We start from the raw sequence: 16,625 nt of genomic DNA on the forward strand, positions 1-16,625 counted from the left end.
ACTTTTGATAAAACCTCACGGGGAAATGCTCCGCCATGCACACACCCCGGCTTCCACGGCTGTAATGGCCTGGAAGCCGGGGCGGAGGAAGTGCAGGACTAGCTTGCTTTGACGGCCAGCACCGGGCAGTCGGCCTCGAGCAGGATCCGCTGCGAAACGCTGCCCATGATGAGTTTGCCCACCGGACTCCGGCGGCGGAGCCCAATGACGATCAACTCGGCGTTGTGCTCCTCGGCGGCGTCGAGGACTTCCGCCGCAGCATCATGGCCGCGGACCGGCTGCTTGATGACGTGCTTGATGCCCTGCGTGGCCAGTCGATCCTCAATGGTTTGGATTTCGGCGTCCTGGGCGTACCGGTTATCCACCAGCGCATCACCCTTGGATGAGTTGATGACCAGCATGGTGGTGTCGGTCTTGCGGGCTTCGGCGATGGCCTGGGTCAGGGCCGCCTCGCCCTCGGGGGTGGGGACGTATCCCACAACGATCGTCATGCTTACTCCTTGGGGTTGCTCACAGTAAAGGGTCAGTCGCTGTAGTCGGCCGCGCCGGAATTGGCGGGAAGCAGTGGCTTTTTGGCGGGTCGGTTGCCCCGGATCAGCTTGAACAGCAGGGGCCAGAGCAGGACGATCGCCACGATGATGTAGACGACGACGGCGATCGGCTCACTGAACAGGCCGGCCGGATCGCCGCTGGAGAGTTGGAGCGACTTGCGGAGCTGGTCCTCGAGCCGTGGGCCCAGGATCACGCCGAGGATCAACGGCAGGACGGGGAGGCCAAACCTGCGCATCATGAACCCGAGGGCGCCAAACACCAGCAGCAGCACCAGGTCGAACGCCTGCAGGTTCACCGAGTAGGCGCCCAGGGTGGCGAAGAACAGGATGCCGGCGTAGAGGTACGGGCGGGGAATCTGCAGCAGCTTGGCCCACAGCGGAGCCAGCGGCAGGTTGATGACCAACAGCAGCAGGTTGCCGATGAAGAGGCTGGCAATCAAGGCCCATACCAGGGGGCCTTGGGTGGCGAACAGCTGCGGGCCCGGCTGGATGCCGTAGCCGGTGAAGGCCGCCAGCATCACCGCTGCGGTGGCGTTGGTGGGCAGGCCCAGGGCCAGCATGGGGGTCAAGGTGCCGGCAGCAGCAGCGTTGTTTGCAGCTTCCGGTCCGGCGACGCCCTCGATGGCACCCTTGCCAAACTCTTCGGGGTACTTGGTGAGCCGCTTCTCCGTGACGTAGGAGAGGAAGGTAGGAATTTCAGCGCCACCGGCAGGGAGTGCGCCGAAGGGAAAGCCGAACGCCGTGCCACGGAGCCAGGGCTTCCATGACCGTTGCCAGTCCTTCTTGCCCATCCAGGGCGCGCCGACAGGGATGGCCTGGGCAGGGGTGCGGCGCAGATGGGCTGCCACCCAGAGAGCCTCGCCAACGGCGAAGATGGCTACAGCAACCACCACGATGTCCAGGCCGTCGGCCAGCAGGGGAATCCCGAAGGTGAGCCGGGCCTGGCCGGAACTCATGCCCACCAGGCCGATGGCCAAGCCAAGGCCAAGGGCGGAGAAGCCACGCAGCCTGGAGGAACCCAAGACGGCAGTAACGGCCAGCAGGGCCAGGACCATGATGGCGAAGTAGCTGGGTGCGCCGAGGCTGACGGCGAACTTGACCACCACCGGTGCGCAGACTGCGAGGAGGGCGGTGCCGATGGTGCCGGCGACGAACGAGCCGATGGCCGCCGTCGCGAGTGCTTGGGCTGCCCTGCCCGCCTTGGCCATTTTGTTGCCTTCAATGGCTGTCACCACGGACGAGGATTCCCCGGGGGTGTTGAGGAGGATCGAGGTGGTGGAGCCGCCGTACATGCCGCCGTAGTAGATGCCCGCGAACATGATGAACGCACTGGTGGGTTCGAGGACCTGGGTTACGGGAAGCAGCAGGGCAACGGTCATGGCCGGTCCCAGTCCAGGCAGGACGCCGACGGCCGTGCCCAGGATGACGCCGATCACGGCATAGAGAAAATTCATGGGGGTCAGGGCGGTGGCGAAACCGTCCATGAGTGAGGACCAGACGTCCATTACAGGACCCCTTCCAGAAGGCCCGCGGGCAGTAATATGCCGAGGCCAAGGTAGAAGCCGTAGAAAGTCAGCACCGACAGTGCAAGGGCGATGAGGCCATCACGGAGGTAATGCCTGCTGCCCAAGGCCCAGGCGCTGCCCCAGAAAAGGATGGTTCCGGAAATGACCCAGCCAGCCCAATCGATAAGCAGGATATTAAGGATGAAAGCACCCGCCAGGGGGATGACTGTTTTCCAGTCGGCGGGGTGCTCCAGGTCGACGTCCTCGCCGCCTTCGGCCTCTCCCTTGCCACCGCGCAGCACGTCGATGGCCAGGAATACGGCGCAGACCACCAGGAGGCCGGCCACAAGGTAAGGAAGTGTTTTCGGCCCTACCGGATCGGTGCGGGAGTACGTGATGGCCAGGCGACTGGCGTCGAGGAAGACGATCACCCCAGCCGCTCCGAGCAGGAGTGCAACCCCCAGCTCGGAGCGGCCTTTGAGGCGGGTGGCCAGTGAACTCACGTCAAGCCAAGCTTGGTCAGGACATCAGCCACCCGCTTGTCCTGCTCGGTGAGGAAGGTCGTGAATTCGTCTCCGGTGATGAAGGCGTCAGACCAGCTGTGCGTCTTGAGTGCCTGCTTCCAGGCGTCGGTGCCGTGCATCTTCTCCAGGGCCGCGATAAGGGAAGCCTTCTGTGCGTCCGTGATTCCGGGAGGAGCCACCACGCCGCGCCAGTTGGTGAAGACTAGGTCGATGTTGGATTCCTTCAGGGTGGGGGCGTCGACGCCGTCGAGCCGCTCGGCGCCACTGGTGGCAAGGACGCGTACTTCGCCGGATTCGATCTGCTGCAGATATTCGCCTGCACCTGAGGCTGCGAAGCCCAGCTTGTTGCCGAGGATTGCGGGGAGCAGGTCGCCGCCGCCGTCGTAGGAGACGAAGTTGACCTTGGTGGCGTCAATTCCCACAGCGCCGGCCAGTTGCATCGGCAGCAGGTGGTCCGGTCCGCCCGGTGAGGAGCCGCCGCCTACGGAGATGGAACCCGGGTTCGCCTTCCAGGCGGTGACCAGGTCGTCAATGGTCTTGTAGGGGGAGTCCTTGCTGACCATGATGGCGCCGGGCTCTTCGATCAGCCGGGCCAGCGGGGTGGTGGCGGTCAACTTGGACTCGGACTTGTTGGTGTAGCTTGCGCCCACCACGCCCAGGCCCATCAGCATGGCGAGGTCACCGTTGCCCTTTTCGTTGACGACGCGGGCAAGGCCCACCGTGCCGCCGGCACCGGCAAGGTTGAAGACTTCGGTGTTGGTGGTGATTTTCTCGTCGTCCAGCACCTTCGCAGCGGCGCGGGCGGTTGTGTCGTACCCGCCACCGGGGGTGTTGGGGACCAAGATTTGGAGGCCGGTGATGGGGCCGGCGGCGGCGCCGGTGCCGTCTGTTCCGGTGGAGCTCTTGCCGGTGGCACCGCAGCCGGTGGCCATCAGGGCGATGCCGGCGGCGACGGCGGCAATTCGCAATGCGCGGATCTGGCGCATGGTGTTCCTCTCATGAAAACTTTTCAGCGTTACTGACTGGTGCTCCGATGCTAGGACCGGCCGTGACCCGGGTCACTCTTATGTACGCAGAGAAAGTTAAGTACATTGTGGTCACGGTTCCGGGGTTCAACCGGCGGCCCAGGGGGTTCCGGCCTGCGATATAGTTCCGGTACCCCGGCGGTGTCTGGGGCCACCCCCACTGAAGGATCCATCAGCGTGACTCGACGAAGAGGAATGTCCCTTGCTGGACAGTACCTGCTGTTGCAGCTGCTCATTGTGCTGGCGGTATTGGTGGGCGTGGTGGCCATTTCGCTGGCGCAGTCCGCCGCTACCTTTGAACGGACCGAAGGTCGGCGGGCACTTTCAGCCGCTGAGGCTTTGGGTAACAACCCCGCGGTGCGGGAGCTCCTCCCGGACGCGGAACCGCGGGCGGGCGCAGCCCTGACGGCTGTTGCCGAATCGGTGCGGACCGTTTCCGGGTCTGCCCAGGTGGCGCTGGCCAAGCTGGACCTGACAGTGGTGGCGACCTCCGATCCCGGACTGCTGGCACGGAAACTTGATCTGGGCCAGAGCCGTGTCCTGGAGGGCAGGGCGTGGACCGGGGTGGTTGCCGGGGACGGGCCTGATGTTCTCTCCGCCCACGTTCCGGTCCTCAGCGAAGAGGGCACCCTGATCGGCGTCGCGTCGATCAGCAGGAATTACCCCACGGTCCTGGAACGGCTGGGTGACGCTGTGCCCAACCTGTTGACCTACCTGGGAGTGGCCAGTGTCTTGGGTGTGGCCGGCTCCCTGCTGCTGTCGCGCCGGGTCAAGCGGCAAACTCTGGGGATGGAGCCCAGCGAAATCACCGGACTCGTTGAGAACCGTGAGGCCATGCTGCATGGGCTCAAGGAAGGCGTAGTGGCGCTGGATCCCAATGAGCGGGTGACGGTGGCCAACGACAGCGCACGGGAATTGCTGGGACTACCGGAAGACTGCGTGGGCCGGCGGCTTGCTTCTCTTTCTGTTGATCCTGCCCTGAAGGTGGTCCTGACCAGGGAGCAGGCTGAGGCTGACCAGCTGGTGCTGGTGGGGGAGCGGCTGGTGGTCTTGAACCGGGTGCCCATCCGCGCCCGCGGGAAAGAGATCGGTTCCGTGACCACGTTGCGTGACCGGACCGAGCTGTCCTCACTGGAGCGCGAACTTGGCACCACGCGCACCGCTACGGACACGCTGCGGGCGCAGGCCCACGAGTTCGCCAACCAGCTGCACGTCATTTCGGGCCTCATCCAGATCGGCGAGTACGATTCCGTGGTGCAGTTCGTCAATGGGGCCACGGTGGACCGGACCAGGCTCACCGACGAGGTGACCGACCGCATCCATGATCCCGCTCTTGCAGCGCTGCTGATCGCCAAGTCCAGCCTGGCTGCGGAACGGGGGGTCGCTCTGCAGCTCGACGCCGAATCGTCGCTGGGCACGGTGGATGAGGAGCTGTCCCGGGACCTGGCCACGGTGGCCGGAAACCTGGTGGACAACGCCCTGGATGCGCTCGCCGGGATCGCGGAGGCAGAGGTTCGGGTCCTGGTGGCGGAGGACGCCGCAGCGGTCACCGTGACTGTCAGCGACAACGGGCCGGGCGTTCCGGCGGAGGGCCGGGAAGAGATTTTTCGGCAGGGGTTCAGCACTAAAGACCACCGCCAGGACGGCGGCCGTGGCTTCGGCCTTGCCCTGTCTCGGGTGCTTTGCCGCAGGTCAGGTGGCGATCTGACGGTGTCCAATCATGACGGCGCAGTGTTTACTGCGCGCTTCCAGAGAGGTGCAGGGGAATGATCAAGGTCCTGATTGTCGACGACGACTTCATGGTGGCCAAGGTCCATGCTGGTTTCATCCAACGGACGGCTGGATTTGCCGTGGTGGGAGCGGCCCATACCGGGGCGCAGGCGGTGCTCGAGACGCAGCGGCTGCAACCCGATCTGGTCCTCCTGGACATCCACCTCCCGGACATCAACGGCCTGGACCTCATGCAGCGGCTGCGGGATGTGGCACCGGAGCTCGACGTGCTGGTCATCAGCGCGGCCCGGGAAGTGGAGACCGTTCGCAGGGCACTCCGCGGCGGCATTGTGCACTACCTGATCAAGCCGTTTTCGCAGGCGGATCTGCAGGAACGGCTGGAGCACTACCGGAACGCGTATCACGGGCTTGATTCGGCAAAGGATGTGGCGGAGCAGGCGGACGTGAACAGGGTTTTCGGCCTGGATCACAGTGAGCGGCCGCTTCCCAAAGGCTGCAGTGTGGAGACGCTGAAACTCGTGGAAGCGGCGCTCCATGCGGCGGCCGGCGACTTTTCTGCCGGTGAACTGGCAGAGCAGTTGGGGACATCACGGGTCAGTGCCAGGCGCTACCTGGAGTACCTGCATGACGTAGGTACCCTGGATGTCCGGCTCAAGTACGGCGTTGGCCGGCCGGAGCGACGCTACGTCCTAGCCGGGCACTGACCACCTGCCACTACATTCCGAGTGCGGCCTCGATGGGTCCCACGGCGAAGAACAGCAGGAAGGCTGCTGCCACGGCCCACATCAGCGGGTGGATTTCCTTGATCCTGCCCTGGAACGTCCGGATCAGGACAAAGGCGATGAAGCCGGCGCCAAGGCCGTTGGCGATCGAGTAGGTGAACGGCATCAGCGTGAAGGTCAGGAACGCGGGGATGGCAATGCCCCAGTCCTGCCAGTCGATCTTGCCAACCTGCGAGACCATCATGAAGCCCACCACCACCAGGGCGGGCGCCACGGCCTCGAACGGGACCAGGTTGATCAGCGGCGTGAAGAACATGGCCACCAAGAACAGCAATCCGGTGATGATTGACGCGAACCCAGTGCGGGCGCCTTCGCCAATTCCGGCACCCGCCTCGACGAAGATCTGGTTGGAGGAGACGGACGCGCCGCCGCCCACAATGGCACCGAGGGCATCCACCTGGAGGACGCGGTCGACGTCGGGAATGTTGCCGTTCTCATCCACCGTGCCGGCCTCGTTGGCTAGGCCCACCATGGTGCCCATGGCGTCGAAGAAGATGCTCAGCAGGATCACAAAGGCCAGGAGCGTGGCGGCGACGAAGCCCAGGTGTTCAAAGGCGCCGAACGGGTTGGCCTTGCCGATCAGGGACAGGTCCGGGGCCGCCCAGCCGCTGAAGGTCGGAGCCACCAGGGACCAGCCTTGCGGGTTGGCCGTCTTGCCGTCGAAGCTGGGACCGATGTGCAGTGTCATTTCCAGGATCACTGAGATCACCGTGGAGGTGATGATGCCGATCAGGATGGCGCCCTTGACCTTGCGCACCACCAGGCCGATGGTCAGGATCAGCCCAAAGACGAACACCGCAGTGGGCCACCCCAGGAGCTTGCCGTCAAAGCCCAGTCCCACCGGGACCGTGGTGCCGGCAACGTCCGGAATCCGCCGGACGAAGCCGGCGTTGACCAAGCCGATGAGGGCGATGAAGAGCCCGATGCCCACCACGATCGCAGTTTTGAGTCCGTCCGGAACGGCCTTGAAAACAGCGGTCCGGAAGCCGGTGAGGACCAGGATCAGCATGGTGACGCCGGAGAGCACCACGAGGCCCATCATGTCGGGCCAAGTCAGGCCCGGGTTGGTGGACACCGTGACGGCCACGAACGCGTTGACGCCCAGACCCGTGGCGAGTGCGAAGGGGTGCTTGGCCCAGGCGCCCATCAGGATGGTCAGGATGCCAGCCACGAACGCGGTGACGGCGGCGACGGCAGTGAAGCCCAGCGTGGTGCCGTTGGAGTCGGCGCCGGACAGGATAAGTGGGTTCAAGACCACGATGTAGCTCATCGCGAAGAAGGTGGCGAAGCCGCCCCGGATTTCGCGTGAGAGATTGGAGCCGCGTTCGGTGATCTTGAAATACCGGTCCAGGGCAGAGCCTTGCTTGAGCATTGGTCCTCCGGGGGAAGTCTGTGGGGATACCTGCATCTTATGGCCGCGGCGCCCGGCCCAGCCCTCCTTTCACCTAGTCTGTAAGGAAGCCAACACAAGGAGCAGTGCCCGCATGCGATCCATCCGTCACCTGATGCTGAGCGTTCTCCTCGGCGTCGTCGTCTCCACTGCCGCGGTTTTGGGCGTTGCCGGTCCGGCCGCAGCGCACGATGCTGCCGAGTCCAGCACTCCCGCCCAGGGGACAGTGGTTGCCTCGGTTCCGGACATGGTGTCCGTGACGTTCAACAACAAGCCGCTGGGCGTTGGGCCGGCATTTTCGGTCAAGGACGCGAGCGGCACTGAATGGGCAGAGGGCCCTGTGGAGATCGTCGACAATGTGGCGTCGCAGCGGGTCAGGGCGGGTGGTCCGGCCGGGGAGTACGTGGTGTCATGGCGCGTGGTCAGCTCCGATTCACACCCCATCGAGGGAACGTTCAGTTTCACCGCCACCGCGGGTTCTGCCCCTTCGGCAGGTTCCGGAACTGAGGGTACGACGACGGCGCCCGCCGCGCCCGGGATGGGCACCGCCCAGCCCGGAACCACAGCCGCTCCGGACAACGCGGTCAGCGCTGCCCCGCCATTCCAGTGGAGCCTGGTGATTTTTGCGGTGGTGGCAGTGGGCCTGCTCATCGCGCTGGGCGTCTTGGCCCGGCGTCGGCTCTCAGCTGGCGACCGTGATGCCGACGATACGGGCAGCAACGACACCGGGAAGTAGCGCTAACCCACAGAGTCCCGCGTTCAGGCGGGCAGGATGGCCAGCCCGCCTGTTGTGGGGAAGGTGGTGCCGAGGGGGTTGACCTTCCCGGCAATGGCCTGGCCGACTGTCTTGGCCTGGCGAAGGACGTCCCGGGGAGTTGGTGTGATGAGTTCGCCCACGCCCACCAGGTACATGCCGATGGCCTGCATGGCGGCGGCGAGGTTGCGGCCCATGGCGATGCCGAATTCGGTGAGCATGCTCCGGAGCTGACCTTGGGCGCAGCGGGTCAAAACCAGGTGGTCTGCGACCAAGATGCCGGTGGGGGTCTGGACTTCCCAGTGCGCCGTTCCTGGGAGAGCCGGCGTCTGGTCCACCTTGGTGACCTGGGTGGCACGGGTGCTATTGCGCACGTCTACGTGGCGGCTGGCCGTGTAGTGGCGGAGGTGCCTGATGATCTCGTTACGTTCCTGCATGACGGCAGAATCGGCGGCTTCGCAGCGCTGCAGGGCCGCTGTGACCACAGGCAGGGCGGCGCCCAGCACATCGAGGCTGTCCACCACGATCGACTCAACCCCGCGGCGTCGCAGTTCGGCGGCTACTGCCAGGCCGGACAGGCCGGTGCCGATGATGACTGCCGTTGTCTGTTCAGTCAGAGGGCCAACTGCGGCCGGCGCGGAAGGCTGGGGCTTTTCCATCTCTGCTCCGGGAGCAATGGTCCCGGCAGCCAGGGGCAGGCTTGTCACAACGGATTTCCTTCCTCAGGATCTTGATGTCGGTGCCGACAACCTTGCCGACGTGCGCCACGCCTTCCCCGAAGTTTTGGCCGCAGTATTAGTCCGGCTGCCTCACCAGTGGTTCACGGCAGATTCTCCGGACTAACAATGTGCTGAAGACTACCGAACAAATGGGGTGCTGGATACCCCGTCGCAGATACATTCTGCCCGCAGCGTAGGACGGGGCGCCAGGGCAGGCTTCTGGGCTGTGGATAACGTCTCCATTACGGTCCTGAACAGGCTTGCCATGCCCGCGGCGACAGAGAATAGTGGACAGTGCGGGCAGGTTGGCGCTGGGATACCCGGTGACTTATCAGGGTGTTCTCAGGAACGGTCCGCACTCTGGCAGAATAGCCGGAACATCAGGCAGTATTGCGAGGAGGCGGGCCCCATGGGAGCACACGAGTTGCAGCCGGAACCGGTTGGTGCGGACGGCTTTGCTCCGGCCAGTCCACAAGGAATTGTTGTGGGGGTGGACGGTTCCGAGCACGGCCACTGTGCCCTGGTTTGGGCGGCGAGGGAGGCTAAGCGCCGCAACCGGCCGCTGCACATCGTCTCGGCATACTCGGTGCCGATTTTTGCGGCCTCAGGGCTCGACGGCGGGTATGCCACCATTGACGATTCGGTGGTCCGCGAGGGCGCCGAGACCATCCTGCAGCAGGCCAGGGACAAGATTTCCGGCTATGACATTGAGTTCACCGCCACCGTGGAAAACGGCGATGCATCGGGCGTGCTCCTAGAACTTTCCGAATCGGCAGAGCTGTTGGTGTTTGGCACCCGGGGCCGCGGCGGCTTCGTGGGCCGGTTGTTGGGCTCGGTCAGCAGTGCGCTTCCCGCCCACGCCAAGTGCCCAACAGTGACTGTGCCGCTGGTGTGTTCCGACCGGTTGGGGGAGCCCACGGAGGACCGCAGGATCAAGGCCGAACAGGCAAAGTCCGCCCATCAGGCAGTGGAAAACGTCGTGGTGGTGGGTGTTGACGGCTCAGAGCAGGCGCGCGTCGCCGTCCTGGAAGCTGCAGACCAGGCCACCCGGCTTGGCGCAACCCTGCGGATCGTGTGCGCCATTCCCCAGTTCAGCGGATCGTTGGCGTGGGTACCCGCACCGCTGGACCGGAAGGCCCTCGCCGCGGACATCCAGGTGACGCTCGACGCCGGGATGGACTGGCTGCGCAGCCACTACCCCAACCTGCCTGCCGAATCGAAGCTTGTGGACGGGTCCGCCGTGGAAGTCCTGGTCGCTGAAAGCCGGCACGTGGAGTTGGTGGTGGTGGGCACCCGGGGCCGGGGCGGTTTTGCCGGAATGTTGTTGGGCTCAACCTCTGACGGCGTGCTGCACCACTCGAAGGGGCCCGTCATGGTGGTGCCCGATCGTGACGATGCGCGCCTGGCAGATCGGGACAAGTTCGGTCCCATCCTTGGCGCCGCCTGACCTGGCTGGACTACGCGTGCTGGTGTGACTCGTGCTCTGAGTGGCTGGCCGGTTCCAACTGGAACGTGCAGTGCTCGGTGTCGAAATGTGAGCCGAGGCAGGTCACCAGTTTGTCCAAGATCTGGTCTGCGCCGCGCGCGTTCAAAACACCATCCTCCACCACCACGTGGGCAGAAAACACGGGCACGCCGGAGGTGATGGTCCAGATGTGGATGTCGTGGACATCGCTCACGCCCTCCACGGACAGGATGTGCTCGCGGATCATCTGCACATTGACGCCCTTGGGGGTAGCCTCCAGCAACACGTCCACCACATCCCGCAGGAGGCTCCAGGCCCGGGGCAGGATCATCAGTGCGATCAGAACCGAGGCGATGGTGTCGGCGGCGGCGAAGCCGGTCAGCATGATCACGACGGCGGCCACAATCACCGCGATCGAGCCCAGCAGGTCGCCCAGGACTTCCAGGTAGGCGCCGCGCACGTTCAGGCTCTCTTCCTGGGCGCCGCGCAGGATCATCAGGGAGACCAGGTTGGCGACGGCGCCGATGATGGCGGCGAAGAGCATGATGTCCGTCTGGACCTCTGGGGTGGACCCGATGCGACGGATGGCCTCGGTGAAGATGATCACGGAGATGACGATCAGGATCAGCGCGTTGGCCAGGGCTGCCAGCACTTCGGCGCGTTGGTAGCCGTAGGTTCGTTGATCGTTGGCGGGCCGGTTGGCGATCCAGGCCGCCAGCAGCGCGATGGTGACGCCGGCAGCGTCCGAGAGCATGTGTCCGGCGTCGGCGAGCAGGGCGAGTGAGCCCGAAAGGAGCGCGCCCACCATCTGGATGACCACCACCGAGAGGGTGATCGCCAGAACGATGACCAGCCGTTTGCGGTGCCGTCCGGTGGCTGTGATGCCGTGTGAGTGGTCGTGATCGTGTCCCATGCCCAAGTTCCTATCCCCAGCCCAGTTCATGCAGCCGGTCATCAGAGATCCCAAAGTGGTGTGCCACTTCATGGACCACGGTGACGGCCACTTCGTAGATGACGTCCTCGCGGGATGCGCAAATCTCCAGGATGGACTCGCGGTAGATGGTGATCCGGTCTGGCAGCGAGCCGGCGTCCCACCAGGAATCCCGTTCCGTCAGGGGCACGCCTTCGTAGAGGCCAAGGAGGACCGTGTCTGGATCCTCACCCGGAGTAGGAACGTACTTGTCCTCGATGAAGATCGCCACGTTATCCATGGCGCGGGCCAGCTTCGGCGGGATGCTGCCCAATGCTTCCTGGACGGCCGCTTCAAACTGGTCTGCAGGCATGGCGAAGCCAGAAGGGTGGGTACCGTCGGGAATGATCGGAAGGCCAGGCGGCAGGGCGGCATGCATACCAAGACTTTAGCGCCCGGAGGCCTCCGCTGGCTGTGTCCTGCGCCTCACCTTGCGCCTGGTCAGTCCCACGCCGACCAGGCAGATCACGCCGCCCACCAGACCCCAAAGGGTGGGAATTTCGCCGAGCAGGACCCAGGAGATCAGCACGGTGGTTCCGGGCACCAGGTACGTTGTGGCGGCGAGCTTGCCGGCATCAATGAGGGAGAGCGCATACGCCCAGGTGGTGAAGGCGATCGCCGTGGGAAAGACGCCCAGGTACACCAGCCCCCAGGTAGCTTCCGGTGGCGCAGCGGCCACTTCGGCGCCCAATTGGCCGGCGAAGGGAAGGCAGCACACCGCGCCCACCAGGATGCCAAACCACGTCGCTTCCGCTGCCGGAATCTTTCGCAGGACCGGCTTCTGGATGATGACGCTGACGGCGGCGAGGACTGCGGCGAGGAGGCAGAGCAACACTCCTACCGCGTCCGGCGTCGTACCATCCCCTGATTGCGCCGGCTGGGCTGATCCGAAGGCGATCACTGCCACCCCGGCGAAGGCGATGGTGCTGCCGATCAGGAGCCACCGTGGGAAGCCTTCCTTGAGGATGACGCCTGCCATGATGGCGATCAGGATCGGGTTGACGTTGATCAGGAGAGCGCTGGTGCCGGCATCCAGGATGTGTTCCGCGGCGTTGAGGGCGATGTTGTAGCCGCCAAACCACATGATCCCGTAGGCCAGGATGGGCAGCCATTCCCGGCCGCGAGGGAGCGATCGGCTCCGGAGCAAGTGCGGGATCACCACGACTCCCAGAACGACGGCGGCCACGGACAGCCTGCCCAACGTCAGTGATCCGGGGGAAAAGTGCGGCCCAATCGCGCGGATTCCCACGAAGGCGGAGGCCCAAAGCACCACGGTGATGACCATCGCTGCGATGCCCAGGGCTGGTACGCGCTGCGTGTTGGCGTCGCCCGCCGGGGTTATGGACAGGGCGCGGTGGGCGCGTGGTGAGGTGCTGGAGTGGGGACCGGTTCGGGGCATGAGGTAAATCTAGCGGTGCCGGCCGCTTGGAGGCTGGCGGAAATCGGTCGGCTTAGGAGGTGGCTGGGATTCCGCAGGGCCACTGTCCTGCGCGGTCAGGCCGTGGCAGTCCTCACCCTTGGCTTTTCGAGCTCGCTGCCCAGTCCAGAAGCTGGTCCAGTGGCCAAGTGGTGATGATGCGTTCCGCCGGGACCCCATTTTTCGTCGCGCGCTCCGCACCGTACTGGAGGAAGTCCAACTGGCCGGGTGCGTGGGCGTCGCTGTCGATCGAAAACAGGCAGCCGGCGTCCAGGGCGAGCTGGATCAGCGCATCCGGCGGGTCTTGCCGTTCGGGCCGCGAGTTGATCTCCACAGCGACGTTGCTTTCGGCGCAGGCACCAAATACCGCCTTGGCGTCGAAATCCGACGGCGGTCGGGTGCCACGGGACCCCTCCACCAGGCGCCCGGTGCAGTGGCCCAGGATATTCGTGTGCGGATTGCGGATACCGCCCAGCATCCGCTTCGTCATGGTGACTGAATCTGCCCGGAGCTTTGAATGCACGCTCGCCACCACAATATCGAGCCGGTCCAGGAGCTCCGGCGACTGGTCCAGCTCGCCGGTTTCGAGGATGTCCACCTCGATTCCAGAAAGCAGCCTCGTGACGGTCGGGCCGCCGTCGTGCGTCCCGTCCTTGCCCGCGGGCGCGTTCAAGGCTGCCACGATGTCCAGCTGCTCGGTCAGGCGTTCTGCGGTAAGGCCGTTGGCAATGGTGAGGTTGGGGGAGTGGTCGGTGAGCGCCTGGTACTCCCGGCCCAAGATGGTGGCGGCCCCCAGCATGAGATCGATGGGGGAGCCGCCGTCAGACCAATCGCTGTGGCTGTGCAGGTCGCCGCGGAGCTTGGCTGCCAATTCGTGTCCGCCGGTGGTCAGCGGGGCTGCACCTTTGTCGCGGAGGTCCGCCAGGTAGTCGGGGACCTGCCCGGCCAGCGCTTCCTGGATCACTTGGTGGGTTCGGTCGCCGATGCCCTTCATCGACTTGAGTCGTCCCGTCCGGGCCCGGGCAGCGAGCTCGTCCGGCGCCAGCACCCTGATGACGCCGGCCGCTTTCCGGAAGGCCTGAACCTTGAAGGTGGCGGCGCGGCTGCGCTCCAACCAGAAGGCGATTTCGTCGAGGGCTGCAACGGCGTCCATACTCACCATCTTGGTCCGCCCGGAAGCTTTCTGGGGCAGGATGTGCTCGATTTTGGTTTATTCCCAGGTAGGCCCTATAGTTTTAGAGTCCAGTTCGGAGCTAATGCAGACGGGAAAGATGGAGAGCCTGACGGCTTGAAGCCTTTTTTATTTGTGCCGAACGGGTTCTGGCCCCCATCGTCTAGCGGCCTAGGACACCGCCCTTTCACGGCGGCGGCACGGGTTCGAATCCCGTTGGGGGTACGCAAGGAACTGGTCTGGCAGGCAGAAATTGTCTGGTAAGCTAGAAGCCTTGAAAAAAGCAGTAGCGATACTGCTGAAGCAAGAAATCAAGGCCCTGTAGCGCAGTTGGTTAGCGCGCCGCCCTGTCACGGCGGAGGTCGCGGGTTCAAGTCCCGTCAGGGTCGCTCTGATAGTTGAAAGCAGTTTCAGCTGTCATGGTGACTAGTCACCAAGGCTCTGTAGCTCAGTTGGTAGAGCGTTCGACTGAAAATCGAAAGGTCACCGGATCGACGCCGGTCGGAGCCACCACTGGGAAGCATCAGTTCACACGAACTGGTGCTTTTCTGCTTAACACACCCCTTCTGAACGTTGCGATCCGGCATCGTTGTCAGCTTTGCGCCGCTTGGGCACGACAATGCCCTTGCCGTTTCCGTAGACTCCAAGGCTGCACCTTGACCATAGAAAGCAGACTGAGCGTTGCATAGCGCCTAAGGAGAAACTGGGAATGTCCGCCACACCAGGCACACGGACCATCAGCCAACCGAACGAGGACCAACCCCCGAAAGCGGGAGAACCGGGGCATGCGCCGCCGGGGAACGGCGGCTCAAAACTTGCCCCCTGGGTTTTTTGGCCCGCCGCGGCCGTCATCCTGATTTTTGTCCTGTTCGCCACGATTTTCCCGAGCACGGCCACCGATGCCTTTGGGGCCATTCAGACCAACGTCATTAAATGGTTCGGCTGGTATTACGTTGCTGCCATTGCCCTGTTCGTCGCGTTCGCACTCTGGATTGGGCTGAGCCGCTACGGCGACATCAAACTGGGTAAAGACGAGGACGAACCTGAGTTCTCCGTCATGTCGTGGTTCGCTCTGCTGTTCGCTGCCGGAATGGGCATTGGCCTGGTCTTCTTCGGCGTCGCAGAGCCACTGAACCACTTCGCCTCGCCTCGACCCGGCGTCGAGGGTTCCCCCTTCGCCTTGGCACAGCAGGCACTGACGCAGACGTACCTCCACTGGGGCCTGCACGCCTGGGCCATCTACGTGGTGGTGGGCGTGTCCATTGCTTATGCCGTGCATCGGAAGGGCCGCCCAATTTCCATCCGCTGGACGCTGGAGCCGCTGCTTGGCAAGAAGCGGGTCACGGGCGGTTGGGGCAACCTGATCGATGTGGTCGCGCTGGTGGGCACGCTGTTCGGTGTCGCCACGTCGCTGGGCTTAGGTGTCTTGCAGATCTCGGCTGGCCTGGACCACGCAAACATTGTCCAGGCCACCACCATGACGCAGATCGGACTCATTCTCTGCATCATCACCCTGACCATCGTCTCCGTGGTCTCCGGCGTGGGAAAGGGAATGAAATGGTTGTCCAACATCAACTTGATGCTGGCCGCCGGACTGCTTCTGGTGGTCCTCTTTACCGGACCCACGTTGTTCCTGCTTCGCGAGTTCGTGCAATCGATCGGTAACTACCTGCAGAACGTTGTGGGCTTGACCTTTAATACTCTGGCATTCTCCGGGGCCGAAGGCGAGGCCTGGCAGGCGGCCTGGACCACGTTCTACTGGGGCTGGTGGATCTCCTGGGCGCCGTTCGTGGGGATTTTCATCGCCCGCATCTCGAAGGGACGCACGGTTCGGCAGTTCGTGGCCGGCGTTCTGCTGGTTCCCACCATGGTGGGTTTCCTGTGGTTCGCAGTTTTGGGCGGCGCAGCCATTCACCGGGAACTCTTTGGCTCGGGCGGGCTGGTGGTCGACGGCGCAGTGGACACGGAAGGTGCGCTTTTCTCGCTCCTCGGTGACCTGCCCGGCGGTGCTGTCCTCACCATCGGGGCCATCATCCTGATTGCCATCTTCTTCATCACCTCCGCCGACTCCGGGGCGCTGGTGATGGGCATGATTTCCACGGGCGGAGATGTGGAGCCGAAGAACTGGCTCCGAATTTTCTGGGCCCTCGCAGCAGCAGCTGCCGCAATCGCGTTGCTGCTCGCCGACGGATTGCAGGCGATTCAAACGGCAGCCATCCTCACTGCGGTGCCCTTCAGCGTGGTCATCATCCTGATGTGTGTCGCCACGGCCAAAGCATTCCACCTTGAACACGCCGCGCTGCTTCGCGGGCAGCGGAAGGTCGCCCGTGATCAATTGACGGCACACGTCACCGAACATGTGCAGGACTCTGTTCACGATTCGGTGCAGGAACACTACGAGGAGCATCTCGCTGATCGGGTCCAGGACCAGATCGCGGAGGCTGTCCACGCTCAGCTCAGTGACGCATCGGAGCCGCAGGGCGGGCCGGGGTCTACAGGTGAAACCCGACCGGACCCTCGACCGGAAGCTGCCCCCGGTTCTTCAACGGGTTCGGACACGGGCCGGCGCCGCTGACCCTCGACGGTTGGCATAGCCGCCCGCCGCCGTCGAACGTTCCCAA

Annotated in this window: 15 protein-coding genes and 3 tRNA genes; 8 read left to right on the forward strand and 10 right to left on the reverse strand. The window is 64.3% G+C overall.

Features of this window, described 5'->3' with window-relative positions; genetic code table 11:
• Positions 1-98: 98 nt before the first annotated feature.
• Genes PSET11_RS02015 through PSET11_RS02030 form a run of 4 tightly spaced genes read right to left on the reverse strand, consistent with a single transcriptional unit; the run spans position 99 to position 3,566 of the window.
• Positions 99-491, reverse strand: coding sequence for a universal stress protein (locus PSET11_RS02015; protein ID WP_124090239.1), 393 nt, complete (start codon positions 489-491; stop codon positions 99-101).
• Between the two features lie 32 nt (positions 492-523).
• Positions 524-2,056, reverse strand: a complete 1,533-nt coding sequence (locus PSET11_RS02020; RefSeq protein ID WP_124090240.1) for a tripartite tricarboxylate transporter permease — start codon at positions 2,054-2,056, stop codon at positions 524-526.
• Positions 2,056-2,559 carry a tripartite tricarboxylate transporter TctB family protein gene (locus PSET11_RS02025; protein WP_124090242.1) on the reverse strand — a complete coding sequence of 168 codons (504 nt, stop codon included), beginning with the start codon at positions 2,557-2,559 and terminating at the stop codon, positions 2,056-2,058. The genes PSET11_RS02020 and PSET11_RS02025 overlap by 1 nt, the downstream gene beginning before the upstream one ends.
• The gene (locus PSET11_RS02030) at positions 2,556-3,566 is read right to left on the reverse strand and encodes a Bug family tripartite tricarboxylate transporter substrate binding protein (RefSeq protein WP_124090244.1); all 1,011 of its coding nucleotides are present in this window, start codon (positions 3,564-3,566) and stop codon (positions 2,556-2,558) included. The genes PSET11_RS02025 and PSET11_RS02030 overlap by 4 nt, the downstream gene beginning before the upstream one ends.
• Before the next feature lie 234 nt (positions 3,567-3,800).
• Between PSET11_RS02030 and PSET11_RS02035 the strand changes: the two genes are divergently transcribed.
• Together PSET11_RS02035 and PSET11_RS02040 are read left to right on the forward strand one after the other, a co-directional pair.
• Positions 3,801-5,375, forward strand: coding sequence for a sensor histidine kinase (locus PSET11_RS02035; protein WP_124090425.1), 1,575 nt, complete (start codon positions 3,801-3,803; stop codon positions 5,373-5,375).
• Entirely contained in the window at positions 5,372-6,040 is a 669-nt protein-coding gene (locus PSET11_RS02040; protein ID WP_124090246.1) for a response regulator, read from the forward strand. The genes PSET11_RS02035 and PSET11_RS02040 overlap by 4 nt, the downstream gene beginning before the upstream one ends.
• A gap of 10 nt (positions 6,041-6,050) precedes the next feature.
• On the opposite strand, the gene PSET11_RS02045 is transcribed toward PSET11_RS02040, so the two are convergent.
• Positions 6,051-7,490, reverse strand: coding sequence for an NCS2 family permease (locus PSET11_RS02045; RefSeq protein WP_124090249.1), 1,440 nt, complete (start codon positions 7,488-7,490; stop codon positions 6,051-6,053).
• 112 nt (positions 7,491-7,602) lie between these two features.
• Between PSET11_RS02045 and PSET11_RS02050 the strand changes: the two genes are divergently transcribed.
• Positions 7,603-8,244 carry a copper resistance CopC family protein gene (locus PSET11_RS02050; RefSeq protein ID WP_124090251.1) on the forward strand — a complete coding sequence of 214 codons (642 nt, stop codon included), beginning with the start codon at positions 7,603-7,605 and terminating at the stop codon, positions 8,242-8,244.
• Positions 8,245-8,267: 23 nt separating this feature from the next.
• On the opposite strand, the gene PSET11_RS02055 is transcribed toward PSET11_RS02050, so the two are convergent.
• Complete coding sequence (locus PSET11_RS02055; protein WP_124090427.1) at positions 8,268-8,921, reverse strand: NAD(P)-binding protein; 654 nt, start codon at positions 8,919-8,921, stop codon at positions 8,268-8,270.
• A gap of 469 nt (positions 8,922-9,390) precedes the next feature.
• Here PSET11_RS02055 and PSET11_RS02060 point away from each other — a divergent pair, with 469 nt between their 5' ends.
• Positions 9,391-10,428 (forward strand): universal stress protein, encoded by a 1,038-nt coding sequence (locus PSET11_RS02060; protein ID WP_124090253.1) that lies wholly within the window; start codon positions 9,391-9,393, stop codon positions 10,426-10,428.
• Positions 10,429-10,438: 10 nt separating this feature from the next.
• Here the strand turns inward: PSET11_RS02060 and PSET11_RS02065 are convergent, their stop codons facing one another.
• The 4 genes from PSET11_RS02065 to PSET11_RS02080 form a co-directional block, all read right to left on the reverse strand.
• Entirely contained in the window at positions 10,439-11,359 is a 921-nt protein-coding gene (locus PSET11_RS02065) for a cation diffusion facilitator family transporter (protein WP_124090255.1), read from the reverse strand.
• A 10-nt stretch (positions 11,360-11,369) separates the two neighbouring features.
• The gene (locus tag PSET11_RS02070) at positions 11,370-11,795 is read right to left on the reverse strand and encodes a metallopeptidase family protein (protein WP_124090257.1); all 426 of its coding nucleotides are present in this window, start codon (positions 11,793-11,795) and stop codon (positions 11,370-11,372) included.
• A 9-nt stretch (positions 11,796-11,804) separates the two neighbouring features.
• A complete protein-coding gene (locus PSET11_RS02075; protein ID WP_124090259.1) occupies positions 11,805-12,815 on the reverse strand; it encodes a DMT family transporter in 1,011 nt (336 codons plus the stop codon).
• Between the two features lie 112 nt (positions 12,816-12,927).
• Positions 12,928-13,986 carry a PHP domain-containing protein gene (locus PSET11_RS02080; protein ID WP_124090261.1) on the reverse strand — a complete coding sequence of 353 codons (1,059 nt, stop codon included), beginning with the start codon at positions 13,984-13,986 and terminating at the stop codon, positions 12,928-12,930.
• Positions 13,987-14,156: 170 nt separating this feature from the next.
• Between PSET11_RS02080 and PSET11_RS02085 the strand changes: the two genes are divergently transcribed.
• The 4 genes from PSET11_RS02085 to PSET11_RS02100 all read left to right on the forward strand — a co-directional run bounded on the left by PSET11_RS02085 (position 14,157) and on the right by PSET11_RS02100 (position 16,579).
• Positions 14,157-14,229, forward strand: a tRNA-Glu gene (locus PSET11_RS02085).
• A gap of 90 nt (positions 14,230-14,319) precedes the next feature.
• Positions 14,320-14,393 (forward strand) — tRNA-Asp (locus tag PSET11_RS02090).
• A gap of 48 nt (positions 14,394-14,441) precedes the next feature.
• Positions 14,442-14,517, forward strand: a tRNA-Phe gene (locus PSET11_RS02095).
• Positions 14,518-14,713: 196 nt separating this feature from the next.
• A complete protein-coding gene (locus tag PSET11_RS02100) occupies positions 14,714-16,579 on the forward strand; it encodes a BCCT family transporter (protein WP_124090263.1) in 1,866 nt (621 codons plus the stop codon).
• Positions 16,580-16,625: the final 46 nt, after the last annotated feature.

Origin of the sequence: Arthrobacter ulcerisalmonis (genome assembly GCF_900609065.1) — a bacterium.
Taxonomy (GTDB): domain Bacteria; phylum Actinomycetota; class Actinomycetes; order Actinomycetales; family Micrococcaceae; genus Arthrobacter; species Arthrobacter ulcerisalmonis.

Bases quoted from the DNA above. Each gene is read 5' to 3' on its own strand.
- PSET11_RS02075 (WP_124090259.1), bottom strand. From the start codon at position 12,815: ATGCCCCGAACCGGTCCCCACTCCAGCACCTCACCACGCGCCCACCGC.
- PSET11_RS02060 (WP_124090253.1), top strand. From the start codon at position 9,391: ATGGGAGCACACGAGTTGCAGCCGGAACCGGTTGGTGCGGACGGCTTT.
- PSET11_RS02055 (WP_124090427.1), bottom strand. From the start codon at position 8,921: ATGGAAAAGCCCCAGCCTTCCGCGCCGGCCGCAGTTGGCCCTCTGACT.
- PSET11_RS02045 (WP_124090249.1), bottom strand. From the start codon at position 7,490: ATGCTCAAGCAAGGCTCTGCCCTGGACCGGTATTTCAAGATCACCGAA.
- PSET11_RS02020 (WP_124090240.1), bottom strand. From the start codon at position 2,056: ATGGACGTCTGGTCCTCACTCATGGACGGTTTCGCCACCGCCCTGACC.
- PSET11_RS02100 (WP_124090263.1), top strand. From the start codon at position 14,714: ATGTCCGCCACACCAGGCACACGGACCATCAGCCAACCGAACGAGGAC.
- PSET11_RS02065 (WP_124090255.1), bottom strand. From the start codon at position 11,359: ATGGGACACGATCACGACCACTCACACGGCATCACAGCCACCGGACGG.
- PSET11_RS02070 (WP_124090257.1), bottom strand. From the start codon at position 11,795: ATGCATGCCGCCCTGCCGCCTGGCCTTCCGATCATTCCCGACGGTACC.
- PSET11_RS02015 (WP_124090239.1), bottom strand. From the start codon at position 491: ATGACGATCGTTGTGGGATACGTCCCCACCCCCGAGGGCGAGGCGGCC.
- PSET11_RS02040 (WP_124090246.1), top strand. From the start codon at position 5,372: ATGATCAAGGTCCTGATTGTCGACGACGACTTCATGGTGGCCAAGGTC.
- PSET11_RS02080 (WP_124090261.1), bottom strand. From the start codon at position 13,986: ATGGACGCCGTTGCAGCCCTCGACGAAATCGCCTTCTGGTTGGAGCGC.
- PSET11_RS02030 (WP_124090244.1), bottom strand. From the start codon at position 3,566: ATGCGCCAGATCCGCGCATTGCGAATTGCCGCCGTCGCCGCCGGCATC.
- PSET11_RS02035 (WP_124090425.1), top strand. From the start codon at position 3,801: ATGTCCCTTGCTGGACAGTACCTGCTGTTGCAGCTGCTCATTGTGCTG.
- PSET11_RS02050 (WP_124090251.1), top strand. From the start codon at position 7,603: ATGCGATCCATCCGTCACCTGATGCTGAGCGTTCTCCTCGGCGTCGTC.